Genomic DNA, 16,043 nt, shown 5'->3' with positions numbered 1-16,043 from the left:
CAAGGCCGCCGATGGGTTTTATCTGGGGGCGGCTGGCCGGGCTTCAAGTCCGGAGCCGGCTTTGGCAGGGCTTTTCTCCCCGCGAAACCGGCTTATGACGGCGCCACGACCACCATCGCCGGGCGCAGCAGGCGCTCGTTGAGCACGTAGCCCTTCTGGAACAGCTGGACCACCGCGCCGGGCGGGATCCCTGCCACCGCAGCCATGCTCATGGCCTGGTGGTGCTCCGGGTCAAACGCATCCCCGGGGGCCGGGGCCACCTCGGTCAGGCCGAAGCTGGCAGTCACCTTGCCGAGCTGACGCAGGGTCAGCTCCACGCCCGCACGCAGCGGATCGTCTTCCGTCGCGCTGGCCAGGCCGGCCTCCAGGCTGTCGAAGACCTGCAGCATGTCGGCGAGCAGTCGCTCGTTGGCGAAGCGGCGGGCGGATTCGACCTCCCGCGCCATGCGCTTGCGCTGGTTTTCCAGGTCGGCGCGCTCCAGCAGCGTCTGGGCTTGCAGCTGCTCCAGCTCGGCCTTCAGCATTTCCACCTGTTCCTGCAGGGACGCGGCCTGCTCCCCGTCCTGCACCCCACTTTCGTCACCCGGACCGTGCCGGGTGTCCTTGTCCTTTGCGGATTCCTGGTTCATTTCTGGTCCCGTGGCGGTCGTTTTGCCGCCGTTGGCGGAGCAATGGGGTCCGCGTATGAGGGATTCAAGGCCCAGTCAGTCGCCCCGGGCTCTTTCCAGCGCGGCGCCAAGCGCTCCAGCAGTGGCCTGCACCACCGGGATCACCCGGTCATAGGCCATCCGGGTCGGACCGATCGCGCCCAGGACGCCGAGCACCTGTCCGCCAGCGCCGTAGCTGGCGGTCACCAGCGATACGCCTTCCAATGGCGCAAGCCCGGTTTCCTCGCCAATGAAGATGCCCAGGCCGGGGGCCTTGGCGGTGCGCTCGAGCAGTTGCAGGATCTCGCGCTTGCTTGAGAAGGCCTCAAACAGCTCCCTCAGCCGTTCCAGGTCGGACAGGTCCTGCAGACCGATGAGACGGCTCTGTCCGCTCACCACCATATCCTCGTCATCGCTGCTGAGCGCCTGTTCGGCCAGCTCCACGGTCTGGGCCAGCAGCGCCTCCATTTCGCTCCGGGCTGTCCTCATATCGCGCACCAGGGCAGCGCGGATATCGGCCAGTGACATCCCCGCGAAGTTGGCATTGAGGTAATTGGCCACGCGCTCCAGCTCGCCGGGCTCCCAGTTGCGGCGGGTCTGGATCAACCGGTTCTGCACTTCATGATCGGCAAAGACCAGGATCGCCATCACCCGCTGCGCGTCCACCGGCACGAAGTCGATGTGGCGGAACGCGAAGCGCTCGCGTCGTGGCACGCTCACTACACCCACGAAGCGGGTCATGGCGGAGACCAGTTCCGAGGCGCTGTCCAGCAGTGTTTGCGTCCCCGCACCGGTGGCAAGCCCACTGCGCAGCCTGGCCTGCTCCGCTTCGGGCAGCGGCTTGAGCTGCAGCAGCGAATCGACGAAAACCCGATACCCCTGCGCCGTGGGCACGCGACCGGCGGAGGTGTGCGGGGCGCTCAGGAACCCAGCCTCCTCCAGGTCGGCCAGGATATTGCGGATGGTCGCCGGACTGACTTCCAGCCCCGAGTGACGCGACAGGGTCTGCGACCCCACCGGTTCGCCATCACGGATATGGCGCGCGATCAGGGTGCGCAGCAGCTGCCGCGAACGCGGGTCAAGATCATGTCCGGACGGGGCTTCAGTGCGAGGGCTCATGCCGCCAAGATATACCGTCCCGCTTGAGCCGGTGCAGCCAGGTCCCGGAGATCGGCCATGATCAGCCATCCGCCCGCAATCGCAGGCGCTGCGACCGGGCACCGCGATCCTGTGCACACCGGGCTTGGCCGCGGGGCGCCCTGCACTGCACAATCATGCCGATATGCTGACCCATCTCTCCATCCGTGATTTCGCCGTTGCCAGCGCTACCGAAATGGAATTCGGGCCTGGGCTGACGGTCATTTCCGGCGAAACCGGCGCCGGCAAGTCCCTTCTGGTCGATGCGCTCGGTTTCCTGTCGGGGCTGCGCGCGGACAGCGGCATGGTCCGGCACGGCGCCGCACGCGCCGAGCTGAGCGCCGGGTTCGAGCTGGCCGATGCCCCGGGCGCGGAGGCCTGGCTCAAGGAGCACGAATTCGACGAGGGCGGGGCCTGCCAGCTGCGCCGCACGCTGCGTGCGGACGGCGGATCGCGTGCCTGGATCAACGGCCGCCCCGCAACCCTCTCGCAGCTGGGCGAACTGGCCTCGCACCTGGTCGAGATCCACGGCCAGCACGAGCACCAGGCCCTGCTCTCGCGCGGCAGCCAGATGGCCCTGCTTGATGCCTACGGGCGCCATGCCGGACCGCTGAAGGAAGTAGCCCACGCCGCACGCGCGTGGTCGACGCTGGAACGCGAGCGCGAGCAGCTCTCGGGCGCCGGTGACCCGGGCGAGCGCCAGGACTGGCTGCGCCACCAGATCAAGGAACTCCAGGCCGAGGCCCTGGAGGCCGACGCCATCGACGACCTGCAGGCCAGCCATCGCCGCCTTGCGCACGCATCCGAGCTGATCGAGGCCTGCGACACCGCCCTCGGCCGGATCAGCGACGATGACGCCGTCACCGGGCAGCTGCAGCAGGCTCGCGCCGAGCTGGCCCGGGTGCAACAGCACGAACCCCGTCTGGCGGAAGTGGACGCCATGCTCGATTCGGCCGCCATCCAGCTGGATGAAGCAGCCGTCCAGCTGCAGATACTGCGCGACGACCTGGACGTGGACCCGGACAGCTACCGCGAACTCGAGCAGCGCCTGGGCCGCCTGCACGACCTTGCCCGCAAGCACCGGGTCACCCCCGATGCCCTGGCCGCCACCCGTGATGCATTCCTTGCCGAACTGGACGCACTGGACCACGCCGGTGAGCGCCTGCAGGTGCTGGACCAGGAGATCCAGGCCGCGGCGGACCGCTGGCGCAAGGCGGCCGCAACGCTGGGCCGGGCCCGGGCCGACGCGGCCAAGGCGCTCGCCCGCGATACCACCGCCCTGATCAGCGAGCTGGGCATGGGCGGCGGACGCTTTGAAATCGCGCTTGAGCCGCAGCCCACCGACCGCCCGGACCCGCAGGGCGCCGAACGCATGGAATTCCTGGTATCTGCCAACGCCGGCCAACCGCCCCGGCCGCTGCGCCGGGTGGCCTCCGGCGGCGAACTGTCGCGGATTTCACTGGCCATCGAAGTCGCGGCGCTGGGCCTGGATGCGGTACCGACCATGGTCTTTGACGAAGTGGATTCGGGCATCGGCGGCGCGGTAGCCGGCATCGTCGGCCAGAAGCTGCGCGCCCTGGGCCGCAGCCGCCAGGTCCTGTGCGTGACCCACCTGCCGCAGGTGGCAGCCCAGGGCCACGCCCATTACCTGGTCAGCAAATCGGAAAACGAAGGCAGCACCGAAAGTGAAGCACGCCTGCTGGACGACAAGCTGCGCCAGGAAGAGCTCGCCAGAATGCTGGGCGGCGTGGAAGTGAGCCGTGAGGCCCGCGCCGCCGCCAGGCGGCTGCTCGCCGACGTGGATTGACCCCGCCGGCTACTTCAGGCTGCTACTTCCGCCGGCGCACGTACAGGACCAGGGAATGGTCCTCCAGCACGTAGCCGTAACGCTCGGCGATCTCGTGCTGCAGCCGTTCGATCTCCTCGCTTTCAAACTCGATGATCTTGCCGGTGTCCATGTCGACCATGTGGTCGTGATGACCACCGCGGTCAAGCTCATATACCGCGTGCCCACCTTCGAAATTGTGTTTGAGCACCAGGCCGGCAGCCTCGAACTGGGTCAGCACTCGGTATACCGTGGCCAGCCCGATCTCGTCCCCATCCTCCAGCAGCTGGCGATAGATTTCCTCGGCGTTGAGGTGGTGATGCGGGGTGTTGTGCTCAAGCACCTGAAGGATCCGCATGCGCGGATGGGTCACCTTCAACCCTGCCTTGCGCAGCTCCAGAGATTCCATCAATTCCTCCATCCAGAACAGTCGTGCGCGGATCGATCACGCGCTGAATGCCTGCCGCAGGGCAAGGTCGCAGCAGGCCGGGTGAGTGTATCATCGGCGGATTCCAGACTTCCCGCTTGCCGCATGCGAAAGCTCATTGTTCCCGTCCTCGCCGCCCTGCTCGTCACCGGCTGCGGCCTCACTTACCGCCAACCCATCTATCAGGGCAACCTGCTGGACGAAGCCGCGGTTGAACAGCTGCAGCCCGGCATGGGCAAGCAGCAGGTCATGATGCTGCTGGGCACTCCCTCCATCGCTGATCCGTTCCACCAGGACCGCTGGGACTACACCGCCAGCCAGCGCACCGGCCGGCGTGGCAATACCGAGATCAAGAACCTGACCGTGTGGTTCGAGAACAACGCCGTGGCGCGCTGGGAAGGCGAGCACTTTCCCGAACGTGACGCCGAACTGGTGCAGGAATTGCGCCGTTCGTTTGGCCACAACCTGCCGCGCGAGCGCAAACGCCGCTGATCCGCCGGCCATCGCGGCCGGGGTTCTCTAATCCCCTGCTTGGCGCGCCTGGCGCTCCCGGGTCCGGGCCGCGCGCAGGCGCCGCGCTTCCTTGGGGTCCAGCTGCAGGGGACGCAGCAGCTCCAGCCGGTCACCGTCACGCAGGGGCGCATCGGCCGCCACCGGCTCGCCATACACGGCATGGCCGTCGATTCCTTCCAATGGCAGGCCCGAAGCGGCCGCCGCCTCCGCCGCGGTAGCACCAATGGGCAGCGCCAGCTGCACCGAGCGGCTTTCCCGCGGCAGCGCCAGCACCACCTCCACCTGGATCACTCCGTTTCCCCGGCCTGTCCGGCCACGCGGATGAAGTCGTCCACCATCCGGTCGGCCAGTTTCTGCAGGCCGAAGGTCAATGGCGCCAGCAACAACCGCGACTGCGGCTCGAAATCCAGTGTCAGTTCCACTCTACAGGCCGACTCGTCCAGCGCATGGAAGCGCCAGCGACCTTCCAGCCGCCGGAATGGACCGTCGCGCAGCTGCATGTTGATCCGGTGGGGCCGTTCCAGCGTGTTCTCGGTGGTGAACCAGGTGCGGAACGAGCCGATCCCCAGCTCCAGCTTGGCCACCATGCGGTCTTCGCCACGCTCGATCACCTGCGCATCCTCACACCAGGAAAACCGGCGCGGATAGGCTTCCACGTCGTTGACCAGGGTGAACATCCGCGTGGCGGAGTGTTCCACCAGGGCGCTGCGTTGGATCTTTGGCATGTACGATTCCGGGGCTGATTCGACCGCAGGCATGTCATTGCACGCCCGCATCGGAGACAATTGGCCGCATGGGCAAGAAAGCAGTCAAGGATAAGGCAAAAGGCGGTGGCACCATTGCGCTCAACAAGCGCGCTCGCCACGACTACCATCTTGAGGAGCGCGTCGAGGCAGGACTCGCGCTGCAGGGTTGGGAGCTGAAATCGATCCGCGCCGGACGCGCCAACATCACCGAGTCGTATGCGGTGATCCGCAATGGCGAGCTGTTCCTGTTCGGTGCCCAGCTGACCCCGCTGATCTCGGCATCCAGCCACGTCGTGGCCGATCCCATGCGCACCCGCAAGCTGCTGCTGCACCGGCGCGAGATCGACCAGCTCATCGGCCAGGTTGAGCGCGATGGCTACACCCTGGTCCCGACCGCCCTGTACTGGAAGGGGAACAAGGTCAAGGCCGAGCTGGCCCTGGCCCTGGGCAAGCAGAAACACGACAAGCGCGACGCCGAGCGCGACCGCGACTGGGGCCGCGAGAAGCAGCGCCTGCTACGCCGCCACAACCGCGACGCCTGATTTTCTGCGCTCAGACGCTGGCCGTCTGGCTGGTGAACCCCTGCTGCACAGTATTGGCCCGGACCTTGTTTACCGGGCGTCTGCCCCTATACTGATGCGTGTCAACGTGAACGTTTTTCCCGGGGGTGCATTGGCTTCGACGGGGGATGCGAAATCACTTGGTGCATGCCGAGGGGGCAGCTTTCCTCGTAAATCCAGCAGCAAACTTCTAGTTGCCAACGACGACAACTACGCTCTCGCCGCTTAAGGCGTAAGCCCCGAACCCACTTGTGCCTGTGCTCGTGGATGTAGGGTCATTATCACGGGAACCAGCCGCGGAGGTTGCCTGTCTTCCGCGGTTGAACTGACAGGCTGGTTCCCTGATGCGCTTTGCACGTCGTGCTGTCAGGGGACAAGATCCAACGGCGAGCTAAGCATGTAGTACCGGGGATGGAGTACCTTCGGACGGCGGTTCGATTCCGCCCACCTCCACCAATAACCTGAGCAATCAGCGAAAAGGCCACCTTCAAGGTGGCCTTTTTCGTTTCCAGCGGTGGGGGGTTGGCCCAACCTCCGCCACAAATGAACAGGGCTGCATCGCAGCAGCCCTGTCTTTTACCGGCGTGACAGCGGGGAATCAGCCCTGGATCGGCACCAGAGTGATTTCCACGCGGCGGTTCTGCGCGCGTCCAGCATCGGTGCTGTTGTCGGCGATCGGCCGGGTCAGGCCCGCGCCAACGGTGATCATCCGCTGCTGGTTCACGCCCTGCGCGGCCATGTAGTTGGCGACGGCTTGGGCACGACGCTCGGACAGCTGCTGGTTGTAGGCCGCAGCGCCGACGTTGTCGGTGTGACCGGCTACCTCGATGATGGTCTGGTCATACTCGCGCAGCGTGCCGGCCAGATTGTTCAGCACCGGATAAAACTGCGACTGCACCGCGGAACTGTCAAAGCCGAAGGTGATCGCGCCAGGCATGTTCAGCGTGATGTTGTCGCCATCACGGTGAACGTCCACCCCGGTACCAGCCATCTGGCGGCGCAGCTCGGCTTCCTGGCGGTCCTGGTAGACGCCAACCGCACCACCGGCCAGCGCGCCTGCACCGGCGCCGATCATGGCGTGCTGGCGGCGCTCGGTGGCATCCGAACCGCTGAGCAGACCGGCAACCGCGCCAATCCCTGCGCCTACCAGGGCGCCGGTGCGGGTGCGGTTGGGATCGTTGGGATCTGCACTCTGGCCGGTATAAGTGGCACAGCCGCCCAGCATCAGGACTCCCGCCAGCGCCGCGCTCAGGCCTGCAGTTGCGAGTTTGCTCATTATCTTGCTCCTTGGGAAAGTGGTTCTCGAGATGCGGTGGTCCTGCATGCCGCAGGTGCACGGGCAACCCGATACGCGAATGCTACCCAGTAGGCCGTGCCCGTCGGGTGACAGGACCGGCTGTGGTCCGCTCGCATTCAGCTTGCTGTACGCCTCCGTTCAGGATTCGAAGCTGCCGACCGAATCGTGGGCGAGATTGTCGAAGCGGGTGTATTCACCGAAGAACTTGAGCTTGAACGACCCGGTGGGCCCGTTTCGCTGCTTGCCGATGATGATCTCGGCCAGCCCCTTGTCCGGCGAATTTTCCTTGTTGTAGTACTCGTCGCGGTAAATGAAGATGATGATGTCCGCGTCCTGCTCGATCGCTCCTGACTCACGCAGGTCGGCCATGATCGGGCGCTTGTCGGTTCGCGACTCCAATCCGCGGTTGAGCTGGGACAGGGCAATCACCGGCAGGTTCAGCTCCTTGGCCAGGGCTTTGAGCGAGCGCGAGATCTCGGAGATCTCGGTGGCCCGGTTCTCATTGTTGCCCGGCACCGCCATCAGCTGCAGGTAGTCGATCACGATCAGGCCCAGGTCGTGTTCACGCTTGAGCCGACGGGCCTTGGCGCGCAGCACATCGGGCGACAGCGCAGGGGTGTCATCGATGAAGATCTTAGACTCCTTGAGCATGCGGATCGCGCTCGTCACCCGGCTCCAGTCCTCGTCCTCAAGCTGGCCGGTCCGCAGCCGCGTGGCATTGACCCTGCCGTTGGAGGAAATCAGACGCAGGGCGAGCTGGCTGGCGGACATCTCCATCGAGAACACCGCCACCGCCTTCTTGGTCTTCAGCGCCGCGTACTCGGCGATGTTCAGCGCCAGGGTGGTCTTGCCCATGGCCGGCCGGGCCGCAAGGATCAACAGGTCGGTCGGCTGCAGGCCGGCGGTCATCTCGTCGAACTCGTCGTAGCCGGTAGGCAGCCCGGTGATCCCCTCGCCGCTGGCGAAGCGGGTCTGCAGGATATCGAAGGCTTCGGCCATGGCCTTGTTGACCGGGGTGAAGTCCGCACGGCCCCGCGCGCCGGCTTCGGCGATGGCGAACACCTGCTGCTCGGCCTTGGCCAGGATCTCATCACTCTCCCGCCCTTCGGGCTGGAAGCCGTCGTTGACGATGCCCGTCCCCACCTCGATCAGCTGTCGCAGCACCGCCTTGTCGCGGACGATTTCGGCGTAGGCCTTGATGTTGGCGGCCGAGGCGGTGGTATTGGCCAGCTCCACCAGATAGGCCCCACCGGCCACCTCCCCCGACAGCCCCTGGGAATCGAACCATTCGCCAAGGGTGACGGCATCGAATGGCCGGTCGCGCTCAGCCAGCTCGCGGATTGCCCGGTAGATCAGCCGATGGTCGCGGCGGTAGAAATCCTCCACCACCAGCAGGTCCACGACCCGGTCGAAGGCGTCGGGCGCCAGCATCAGCCCGCCCAGCACCGCCTGCTCGGCCTCGATCGACTGTGGCGGCACGCGCAGCTGGTCGATGCGGCCCTCGCCGCGCGGTTCATGGGAAAAGGACTGACGCTCTGGACGGACGGGCATGTGCGATGAAACTCCTCGGAATAAGCAGTCACCCGGGCCGGGGCGGCTGCATGTCAGTCATCGTAGGGCTTCATCCTGTGGATCCGCTACGGGACAAGCTGTGGATAAGTCCGGATTCGTGCCATTTCCGGGTCGCGCATGCTGCGATCGGCCACGCGACCGCGCCCCACAAAAAAAAACGGGCGCCCTGCAGGGCGCCCGTTTGATCAACTGCGCCGGGGCAGTTAATCAGACAGCCGAGTCGGACTCGATCACCACCTTGATGGTGGTCTCGACGTCGGCGTGCAGATGCACCACCACCTCGTTCTCGCCGGTCTGGCGGAACGGGCCTTCACCCATCACCACCTCGGACTTCTCGAACTCGACCCCGAGCTGGGCGGTCAGGGCGTCGGCGATATCGCGCGGGCCGATCGAACCATACAGCTTGCCTTCCGGCGAAGCGTTGGCGCGGATGGACAGGGTCACATCCTCCAGCTTTACCAGGCGGGCGGCCGCCTCTTCGTGGGTGGTCTTGGCCTTGGCTTCGTACTCGGCACGCTTGGTTTCGAAATCGGCCAGGTTCTCGGCGGTTGCCGGCACGGCCTTGCCCTGCGGGACCAGGTAGTTGCGGCCGTAGCCCGGCTTCACGGAGACCTTGTCGCCAAGGTCGCCGAGCTTGGCGATTTTCTGCAGAAGAATGACTTGCATTGGATTGCTCCCAATTCGTTAGCGACGCGGAAGCCGCGCCGCAACGGGTTCGCTGTCCGAAGGGACTCGATCAGACGTTGTGGTTGTCGGTGTACGGAATCAGGGCCAGGTAGCGTGCGCGCTTGACCGCGGTGGCCAGCTGGCGCTGGTAGCGCGACTTGGTGCCGGTGATCCGGGCCGGGACGATCTTGCCGGTCTCGGTGATGTTCTGGCGCAGGGTGTTGAGATCCTTGTAATCGATCTCGACCACGCCCTCGGCGGTGAACTTGCAGAACTTGCGGCGGCGGAAGAACTTGGACATGTGTGTGCTCCTCAGGCGGCGTTGTCGTCGGATTTGTCGTCGGCGTTCTTGTCGCCGTCTTCATCCGCATCATCAGATTTGGTGTCGGTCTCGGCGTCGTCGTCACGGCGGCGGCGTTCGCCGCGCTCCGGTCGGTCGCTGCCACGATCGCCCTTGTCGTCCTTGTTCTTCATGATCAGCGACTGCTCGGTGACCGCCTCTTCGCGGCGGATCACCATGTGGCGCAGGATCGCATCATTGAAACGGAAGGTCTCAACCAGTTCGTCAAGCACGGCCTGGCCGCATTCCACGTTGATCAGCACGTAGTGGGCCTTGACCAGGTTGTCGACCGGATAGGCCAGCTGACGGCGGCCCCAATCTTCCAGACGATGGATCTTGCCTTCACCGCCCTCGATGAGGGTGGTGTAGCGCTCGATCATCGCCGGCACCTGCTCGCTCTGGTCCGGGTGGACCAGGAACACGATTTCATAGTGACGCATGCGTTTTTCCTTTCGGTTATCGGCCCCGGGCGCAGCCCGACAGGCCAGACAGCCCCCCGACGTCCGGTGTGGACGCGGTGGAGCAAGCACTCACCCCGGGCCAATGCCAGGGCAAGCCGCACATTATGACGGATTACCGGGCCGAATTACTACCCGTCCGGATGAAGGAAACGATTGGCCTTCAGGCCACGCGTTCAGCGTCCGTGGTGAAGCTCTCACCGCAGCCGCATGCGCCGGCGGATTTGGGGTTCTCGAAGGTGAACTGCTCGTTCAACCCCTGGCGGGAGAAATCGATACGGGTGCCGGCCACCAGCGGGAAGCTGTCGGCATCGATGTAGATGCGCACGCCGTCCTGCTCGCTGACCTGGTCGCCGTCGCGCTGCTCATGGGCAAGGTCAACCACGTAGCCCCAGCCGGAGCAGCCGGTCCGCTCCACCCCGAAGCGCATGCCCAAGGCAGCAGGGTTGGAGGCGAGGAAACGCTGGACGCGGTCCAGGGCGGCGGGAGAAAGCTTGATCGTCATGGCTCGATTCTACCTTTTCGGGCTCCGGTACACTTGCCCCCTTGTTCATCTGTTCATCAAATCCGGAATACAAGGCATGACGACGGTCAGCGTGGCGCAGGCGCTTGCGGGCAGGATCCCCGAGGGCGGTGAGGTGACGGTTCGCGGCTGGGTGCGCACCCGGCGCGACTCCAAGGCGGGTCTGAGCTTCATCAATATCAGTGACGGCTCGTGCTTTGCCACGATCCAGGTGGTGGCCCCGCAGTCACTGCCCAATTACGACTCGGACGTGCGGCGACTGAGCGCCGGATGCTCGGTGATCGCGCGCGGCACGCTGGTGCCTTCGCAGGGCAAGGGCCAGAGCTTCGAGATCCAGGCCGAAGCGGTGGAAGTGGTCGGCTGGGTGGACGATCCGGAGACCTATCCGATCCAGCCCAAGGCCCATTCGCTGGAATTCCTGCGCGAGGTCGCCCACCTGCGCCCGCGCACCAACCTGTTCGGCGCGGTGACCCGGATCCGCCACTGCCTGGCCCAGGCCGCGCACCGGTATTTCCACGAAAACGGCTACTACTGGGTCAACACGCCGATCATCACCACCTCGGATGCCGAGGGCGCCGGGCAGATGTTCCGGGTCTCCACCCTGGATATGGCCAACCTGCCGATGGGCAAGGATGGCAAGGTGGATTTCTCCCGGGACTTCTTCGGCCAGGAAACCTTCCTCACCGTATCCGGCCAGCTCAACGTCGAAGCCTTCGCGCTGGCGATGAGCAAGGTCTACACCTTCGGCCCCACCTTCCGCGCTGAGCACAGCCATACCACCCGCCACCTGGCCGAGTTCTGGATGATCGAGCCGGAGATCGCCTTCGCCGACCTGGCCGAGATCGCGCGGGTGTCGGAGGAGTTCCTCAAGTACCTGTTCCGCGCCGTGCTCGACGAGCGCGGCGACGACATGGCTTTCATCGCCGAACGGGTGCAGAAGGATGCGGTGAGCCGCCTGGAGGGCTTCGTCAATGCGCCGTTTGAGCGGATCGAGTACGACGAGGCGATCGAACTGCTGCGTGATTCGGGCCACAAGTTCGACTTCCCGGTGGAATGGGGCCTGGACCTGCAGACCGAGCACGAGCGCTGGTTGACCGAGGTCCACGTGGGCCGCCCGGTGGTGGTGACCAACTACCCGGAGCAGATCAAGGCCTTCTACATGCGCCTGAACGACGATGGCCGCACCGTCGCCGCCATGGACGTGCTGGCACCGGGTATCGGCGAAATCATCGGCGGCAGCCAGCGCGAGGAGCGGCTGGACATGCTGGATGCGCGCATGGATCAGATGGGGCTGGATCGCGAGCACTATGACTGGTACCGCGATTTCCGCCGCTACGGCACGGTGCCGCATGCCGGCTTCGGCCTCGGTTTCGAGCGACTGGTGGTGTACGTGTGCGGCCTGTCCAACATCCGCGATGCCATCCCCTACCCCCGCGCGCCCGGCCACGCCGAATTCTGACCGGACGCCTCCGGAGTACGGATCCCGATGCCCCTGTTCCTCGCCCTCTGCTTTCTCGGTGTCACGATCGGCGGCCTTACCGCCTTCGTGATCTTCTGGCCGCTGTCGCTGGTGCACCTGCGCGACCGGCATCCGGCGCTGCGAGAACATCTGGGCGAAGGCGCTTTCCTCAAACCCTCCGCGCTGCGCTGGTTGCTGTCCGGTGAATACCGGCAGACGCCGGATCGCAGCTTCACCGGCCTGGCCACGCCCGCGCGCATCGCATTGTTCACGACGCTGTTCGGGATCGCCTCGACCGCCGTTTCCCTGTACTGGGCCCTGGCATGATCATCCCGCGCGACCCTGCTTCTCCTTCCTACACCGAGTGGTGGCTGGCCACCCTGGGCCGCACCGTGGTCTGGGCCCGGCTGCGCGTGCGCGATGCCGGCACCGCCGAGGTCTTCGACAGCGACGGCAACACCCTTGCCTATGACAGCGAAGACACCGCCCGCGCTGCGTTGATGGACGCCGAATTCGTGGGCTGGGACGGCCTGGACGAAGACGACGCGCTGGTGCGCGGGTTCAGCCTGTCTGAACTGGCGCCGCCCCAGGGCGAGACCGACGAGGCCCTGCGTCCGAAGATGATCCACAAGCTCGGCGCCCGCGCCTGATGACTTTTCCGCATTGCACAGGAGCCACCCCATGGACCTGAATCTCTCCGGCCGCCACGCCCTGGTCTGCGGTGCTTCGGAAGGCATCGGCCGGGCCACGGCCGAGGAACTGGCCGGGCTCGGCGCCACCGTCACCGTGCTGTCGCGGCGCGAAGGCGTCCTGCGCGAAGTGGTTTCCGGACTTGCCGGTGGTGCCGATCGCGGCCACGCCGTAGCGGTGGCCGACAGCAGTGATACCGCGGGGCTGGCCCGGGCTGTCGCGGCGGTGGTGGCGCGCAGCCCGGTACACATCCTGGTCAACAACACCGGCGGTCCGCCGGGAGGGCCGCTGCACGCGGCCGACCTGCAGGTGTTCGAAGACGGCTTCCGCCGCCACGTGATCGCCAACCAGGTGCTGCTGCAAGCCGTGCTGCCGGGCATGCGCGAGGCCGGCTGGGGCCGGATCATCAACGTGATCTCCACCTCGGTGCGCGAGCCGATCCCGGGGCTGGGGGTTTCCAACACCATCCGCGGCGCGGTGGCCTCCTGGGCCAAGACCTTGGCCGGTGAACTGGCTGCGGAAGGCATCACCGTCAACAACGTGCTGCCCGGCTTCACCGAAACCGGCCGCATCCGCCAGATAGTCCGTGATCGCGCCGCCCGCGAGGGCCGCAGCGAGGCCGAGGTGCGTGAAGCCATGCAAGCGCAGGTGCCGGCCGGCCGCTTCGCCGACCCGAACGAGACTGGCGGCGTGATCGCCTTCCTTTGCTCTCCCGCCGCAGCCTACGTCAACGGCGTCAGCCTGGCCGTGGACGGGGGCCGCACCCGGTCGATCTGACCCGCGATGCCAGAAGGTCCTGAAATACGCCGCGCCGCCGACCGCCTGGCCGAGGCGGTTACGGACCGGCCGCTGGTCCGCGCGCAGTTCACCTTTCCCGAACTCAAGCACTTCGAGGCGGGTCTGGCAGGCCGCCGGATCATCTCGATCACCGCGCGCGGCAAGGCCCTGCTGACCCGCTTCGATCACGGCTGGACCATGTACAGCCATAACCAGCTCTACGGAGTGTGGAAGATCGCCGCAGCGGGCCAGCGCCCGGATACCAGCCGCTCGCTGCGCGTGGCGCTGGAAACCGCGGAGACCGCCATCCTGCTGTATTCGGCTTCGGACGTAACCATGTGGCCGGACGACGAGGTGGAATCGCACCCGTTCCTGCGCGGGCTTGGTCCGGACGTACTCGATCCGGGCGTTGACGCTTCCGCCGTGGCTGCGCGGCTGCAGGCGCCCTCGTTCCGCGGACGCTCGCTCGGCAGCCTGCTGCTTGATCAGGGCTTCCTGGCCGGCATGGGCAACTACCTGCGCGCGGAAGTGCTTTTTGCGGCCGGGCTGCATCCAAAGCGCCGGCCCAAGGACCTGGCGCCGGAGCAGACAGCACGACTGGCCCGGGTGCTGCTGGATATCCCCCGGCTGAGCTATTCCACCCGCGGCATCAACCAGGCGGACGGCATGCGCAGCGACTACCTGGCCGACACCGCAGACGGCTTCCGCTTCCAGGTGTTCGCTCGCGCAGGGAAGCCCTGTCCCGCCTGCGGCACCACGATCGAGCGGATGATGGTGGGCTCGCGCCGCCTCTACCTCTGCCCCACCTGCCAACCCCTGTAGGAGCGCGCCATGCGCGCGAAGCCGCGTGAATCGTGGCGCCGGAGCGAGGTGTCGGTGACATCGCCGTTACCGGAGCCACACCGGGCCGCCAGGTGTCACGCGGCTTCGCGCGCATGGCGCGCTCCTACAAATGGGCCAGTACAATCGGCGGATGCGTCGATATGCACACTTCATTGATGGCGAGACCCGCGAGCCCGCAGGCGGCAGCTGGCTTGAGGTCTTCGACCCGTCACGCGGCGAGGTTTGGGCCGAAGTCGCCGCCGGCGATGCGCGCGACGTGGACGATGCCGTCAACGCCGCACAGGCGGCCTTTCCCGCCTGGTCGGGCCTGCGCAACAGCGAGCGCTCCGCGCATCTGGAGCGGCTGGCTGCGGCGCTCGAAGCCAGGGCCCACGATTTCGCCCTTGCCGAAGCACGCAACGGCGGCAAACCGCTCGCGCTGGCCCGCGATGCCGAAATCCCGCGCGCGGTAGCCAACCTGCGGTTCTTCGCCCACGCCGCCACCCAGTTCTCCAGCGAATCCCACCACGGCGAAGCCGGACTCAACTACACCCTGCGCCAGCCGCTGGGCGTGGTGGGCACCATCTCGCCCTGGAACCTGCCGCTGTACCTGTTCACCTGGAAAATCGCGCCGGCGCTGGCGGCAGGCAACACGGTGGTGGCCAAGCCTTCCGAAGTCACTCCCGCCACCGCCGCCATGTTCGGCGAGCTGGCACACGAGGCGGGCCTGCCTGCGGGCGTGCTCAATATCGTCCACGGTGGCGGCCCCGAGGTGGGCGAATCGATCGTCCGCCACGATGCGGTGCGGGCAGTGTCCTTCACCGGCAGCACTGCCGTAGGACGCCGCATTGCCGGCCTTGCCGGGCCGCTGCTGAAGAAGGTGTCGCTGGAGCTGGGCGGCAAAAATCCGACCCTGGTGTTCGCCGACTCGGCCTGGGAGGCGCATCTGGATACCTTCATCCGCTCCGCCTTCCAGAACTCCGGCCAGATCTGCCTGTGCGGCTCGCGCATCCTGGTGGAGCGGTCGATCTACGCCGCGTTCCGGGACGCCTTTGTTGAACGCACACTCGCGCTGCGCCCGGGCGACCCGATGGATGGAGACACCAACTTCGGCCCGCTGGTCTCGCAGGCCCACTTCGACAAGGTCACCCTCGCCCTCGAACGCGCTGGAGAAGAAGGCGGCAACATTTTGTGCGGCGGCCAGCGGCTGGATCGGCCGGGCTGGTTCGTGGCGCCCACCGTCATCGAAGGCCTGGGACCGGACAGCAGCACCAACCTCGAGGAGATCTTCGGCCCGGTGGTGACTCTGCAACCGTTCGATGATGACGGGCACGCCCTGGAGCTGGCCAACGCCGGCGATTACGGCTTGTCCGCTTCCGTCTGGACCCGCGACCTCGACCGCGCGCACCGCTTCGGCGCCGAGCTGCACGCCGGGATGGTCTGGATCAACACCTGGCTGCAGCGCGACCTGCGCACCCCTTTTGGCGGCATGGGCCAGTCCGGGCTGGGGCGCGAAGGCGGACTGGAGGCGATGCGCTTCTACACCGAACCCCGCAACGTCTGCATCGCCACCTGACAACACAG

At 66.3% G+C, this 16,043-nt stretch carries 20 protein-coding genes and 1 other RNA gene; 10 read left to right on the top strand and 11 right to left on the bottom strand.

Translation table 11 applies throughout. The features are described 5' to 3' along the window. Window positions 1–92: 92 nt before the first annotated feature. Window positions 93–629 carry a nucleotide exchange factor GrpE gene (gene grpE, locus ACW7G3_RS02135; RefSeq protein ID WP_456980834.1) on the bottom strand — a complete coding sequence of 179 codons (537 nt, stop codon included), beginning with the start codon at window positions 627–629 and terminating at the stop codon, window positions 93–95. Between the two features lie 75 nt (window positions 630–704). Then, window positions 705–1,766: a heat-inducible transcriptional repressor HrcA gene (gene hrcA / locus ACW7G3_RS02130; protein ID WP_456980833.1), complete on the bottom strand. Its 1,062-nt coding sequence runs from the start codon at window positions 1,764–1,766 to the stop codon at window positions 705–707. A 163-nt stretch (window positions 1,767–1,929) separates the two neighbouring features. Here hrcA and recN point away from each other — a divergent pair, with 163 nt between their 5' ends. Beyond that, window positions 1,930–3,591 carry a DNA repair protein RecN gene (gene recN / locus ACW7G3_RS02125; RefSeq protein WP_456980832.1) on the top strand — a complete coding sequence of 554 codons (1,662 nt, stop codon included), beginning with the start codon at window positions 1,930–1,932 and terminating at the stop codon, window positions 3,589–3,591. A 22-nt stretch (window positions 3,592–3,613) separates the two neighbouring features. Here recN and fur read toward each other — a convergent pair whose 3' ends face one another. Further along, window positions 3,614–4,018, bottom strand: a complete 405-nt coding sequence (fur, locus tag ACW7G3_RS02120) for a ferric iron uptake transcriptional regulator (RefSeq protein ID WP_456972056.1) — start codon at window positions 4,016–4,018, stop codon at window positions 3,614–3,616. A gap of 123 nt (window positions 4,019–4,141) precedes the next feature. Between fur and ACW7G3_RS02115 the strand changes: the two genes are divergently transcribed. Next, the gene (locus ACW7G3_RS02115; RefSeq protein WP_456980831.1) at window positions 4,142–4,528 is read left to right on the top strand and encodes an outer membrane protein assembly factor BamE; all 387 of its coding nucleotides are present in this window, start codon (window positions 4,142–4,144) and stop codon (window positions 4,526–4,528) included. Window positions 4,529–4,555: 27 nt separating this feature from the next. Here ACW7G3_RS02115 and ACW7G3_RS02110 read toward each other — a convergent pair whose 3' ends face one another. Together ACW7G3_RS02110 and ACW7G3_RS02105 are read right to left on the bottom strand one after the other, a co-directional pair. Next, window positions 4,556–4,837 (bottom strand): RnfH family protein, encoded by a 282-nt coding sequence (locus tag ACW7G3_RS02110; RefSeq protein ID WP_456981133.1) that lies wholly within the window; start codon window positions 4,835–4,837, stop codon window positions 4,556–4,558. Further along, window positions 4,837–5,274, bottom strand: coding sequence for a type II toxin-antitoxin system RatA family toxin (locus tag ACW7G3_RS02105; protein ID WP_456980830.1), 438 nt, complete (start codon window positions 5,272–5,274; stop codon window positions 4,837–4,839). The genes ACW7G3_RS02110 and ACW7G3_RS02105 overlap by 1 nt, the downstream gene beginning before the upstream one ends. A gap of 68 nt (window positions 5,275–5,342) precedes the next feature. Here ACW7G3_RS02105 and smpB point away from each other — a divergent pair, with 68 nt between their 5' ends. Together smpB and ssrA are read left to right on the top strand one after the other, a co-directional pair. Beyond that, window positions 5,343–5,837: an SsrA-binding protein SmpB gene (smpB, locus tag ACW7G3_RS02100; RefSeq protein WP_456972050.1), complete on the top strand. Its 495-nt coding sequence runs from the start codon at window positions 5,343–5,345 to the stop codon at window positions 5,835–5,837. A 121-nt stretch (window positions 5,838–5,958) separates the two neighbouring features. After that, window positions 5,959–6,311, top strand: a transfer-messenger RNA (tmRNA) gene (gene ssrA, locus ACW7G3_RS02095). Between the two features lie 142 nt (window positions 6,312–6,453). Here ssrA and ACW7G3_RS02090 read toward each other — a convergent pair. The 6 genes from ACW7G3_RS02090 to ACW7G3_RS02065 form a co-directional block, all read right to left on the bottom strand. Then, on the bottom strand, window positions 6,454–7,131 hold the full coding sequence (locus ACW7G3_RS02090) for an OmpA family protein (protein ID WP_456972048.1): 678 nt from the start codon (window positions 7,129–7,131) through the stop codon (window positions 6,454–6,456). A gap of 159 nt (window positions 7,132–7,290) precedes the next feature. Further along, on the bottom strand, window positions 7,291–8,703 hold the full coding sequence (locus ACW7G3_RS02085; RefSeq protein ID WP_456980829.1) for a replicative DNA helicase: 1,413 nt from the start codon (window positions 8,701–8,703) through the stop codon (window positions 7,291–7,293). A 228-nt stretch (window positions 8,704–8,931) separates the two neighbouring features. Then, window positions 8,932–9,390 carry a 50S ribosomal protein L9 gene (rplI, locus tag ACW7G3_RS02080; RefSeq protein ID WP_456980828.1) on the bottom strand — a complete coding sequence of 153 codons (459 nt, stop codon included), beginning with the start codon at window positions 9,388–9,390 and terminating at the stop codon, window positions 8,932–8,934. A 70-nt stretch (window positions 9,391–9,460) separates the two neighbouring features. After that, on the bottom strand, window positions 9,461–9,691 hold the full coding sequence (rpsR, locus tag ACW7G3_RS02075) for a 30S ribosomal protein S18 (RefSeq protein WP_422891849.1): 231 nt from the start codon (window positions 9,689–9,691) through the stop codon (window positions 9,461–9,463). A gap of 11 nt (window positions 9,692–9,702) precedes the next feature. After that, a complete protein-coding gene (gene rpsF, locus ACW7G3_RS02070) occupies window positions 9,703–10,170 on the bottom strand; it encodes a 30S ribosomal protein S6 (protein WP_456972042.1) in 468 nt (155 codons plus the stop codon). A 181-nt stretch (window positions 10,171–10,351) separates the two neighbouring features. Beyond that, entirely contained in the window at window positions 10,352–10,693 is a 342-nt protein-coding gene (locus ACW7G3_RS02065) for a HesB/IscA family protein (RefSeq protein ID WP_456972040.1), read from the bottom strand. 76 nt (window positions 10,694–10,769) lie between these two features. Here ACW7G3_RS02065 and asnS point away from each other — a divergent pair, with 76 nt between their 5' ends. The 6 genes from asnS (at window position 10,770) to ACW7G3_RS02035 (ending at window position 16,035) form a co-directional block, all read left to right on the top strand. Further along, window positions 10,770–12,170 (top strand): asparagine--tRNA ligase, encoded by a 1,401-nt coding sequence (gene asnS, locus ACW7G3_RS02060; protein WP_456972038.1) that lies wholly within the window; start codon window positions 10,770–10,772, stop codon window positions 12,168–12,170. 27 nt (window positions 12,171–12,197) lie between these two features. Next, entirely contained in the window at window positions 12,198–12,497 is a 300-nt protein-coding gene (locus ACW7G3_RS02055) for a hypothetical protein (RefSeq protein WP_456980827.1), read from the top strand. Next, on the top strand, window positions 12,494–12,820 hold the full coding sequence (locus tag ACW7G3_RS02050; protein ID WP_456972034.1) for a hypothetical protein: 327 nt from the start codon (window positions 12,494–12,496) through the stop codon (window positions 12,818–12,820). The genes ACW7G3_RS02055 and ACW7G3_RS02050 overlap by 4 nt, the downstream gene beginning before the upstream one ends. A gap of 31 nt (window positions 12,821–12,851) precedes the next feature. Then, window positions 12,852–13,637, top strand: a complete 786-nt coding sequence (locus tag ACW7G3_RS02045) for an SDR family oxidoreductase (RefSeq protein ID WP_456980826.1) — start codon at window positions 12,852–12,854, stop codon at window positions 13,635–13,637. A gap of 6 nt (window positions 13,638–13,643) precedes the next feature. After that, the gene (gene nei / locus ACW7G3_RS02040; RefSeq protein WP_456980825.1) at window positions 13,644–14,459 is read left to right on the top strand and encodes an endonuclease VIII; all 816 of its coding nucleotides are present in this window, start codon (window positions 13,644–13,646) and stop codon (window positions 14,457–14,459) included. Between the two features lie 151 nt (window positions 14,460–14,610). Further along, complete coding sequence (locus ACW7G3_RS02035; protein WP_456980824.1) at window positions 14,611–16,035, top strand: aldehyde dehydrogenase; 1,425 nt, start codon at window positions 14,611–14,613, stop codon at window positions 16,033–16,035. The last annotated feature ends 8 nt before the right edge of the window (window positions 16,036–16,043 follow it).

The organism is Luteimonas sp. A478, assembly GCF_054052025.1.
This window is presented reverse-complemented; position numbering and strand designations above follow the sequence as displayed.